The following is a 658-nucleotide window of genomic DNA, read 5'->3' as shown; positions in this document are numbered from 1 at the left end:
CCCAATGGAACAAGGCCACCCAGCTGACAGCCTGAAAACTTCACGGCAGAGCGTTACTCAACACACTACAGTTAACGTGACAGCTCCCATACCGCCGATGTCGTGAACGACACCCATAGCTACTGATTGCGAGGTCGTGATGACAAAGCTTCTGCGCCTGGCCGGTCTGGCCGTGGTTCTGGTCGTGTCCCTGCTGTTCGCCGTATTCGTGGGGGATCAGGGGCCATGGTATTTCGCATGGGTGATCGGCACGGTCATGATCATCCTGATTTCCGGGGCTGGCGCGATCATGCTTGATGCCCAGTCCAGCCTTTCATCCGATGGGGAGATCTGACCATGATGGGTGATCTTGAACGGATCATTTTCTTCATTCCGATGATTTACATGGGGCTTTACCTGATTGCCTACCGCTGCGGACGGCGCTGGTTCCCATGACAGGAATGGCGGTGGGTCTTTCTTCATCTCACGCCCGCCGCCATGTCACGGCATCACCCTGCCGATGATACGAAGCACGCCACCCGGATTGCCACGGGTGGCGTGTTTTGTTTCTGGACTGATATGGTCAATAAAGGTAATGGGCCGCTTGAGGCCGCCTTATGAGTAAGGATTGTGACTGGTAACTTACCGTCGTTAACGACGTCGTTATTGACGTCGTTTA

At 54.7% G+C, this 658-nt stretch carries 1 protein-coding gene; it reads left to right on the top strand.

Annotated features, from left to right (window positions below; genetic code table 11):
- The first annotated feature begins 139 nt into the window (after positions 1–139).
- Positions 140–334, top strand: a complete 195-nt coding sequence (locus tag DY926_RS16145; RefSeq protein ID WP_116704282.1) for a hypothetical protein — start codon at positions 140–142, stop codon at positions 332–334.
- The last annotated feature ends 324 nt before the right edge of the window (positions 335–658 follow it).

It is taken from the genome of Komagataeibacter melaceti, from assembly GCF_003403295.1.
Lineage (GTDB): Bacteria > Pseudomonadota > Alphaproteobacteria > Acetobacterales > Acetobacteraceae > Komagataeibacter > Komagataeibacter melaceti.
This window is presented reverse-complemented; position numbering and strand designations above follow the sequence as displayed.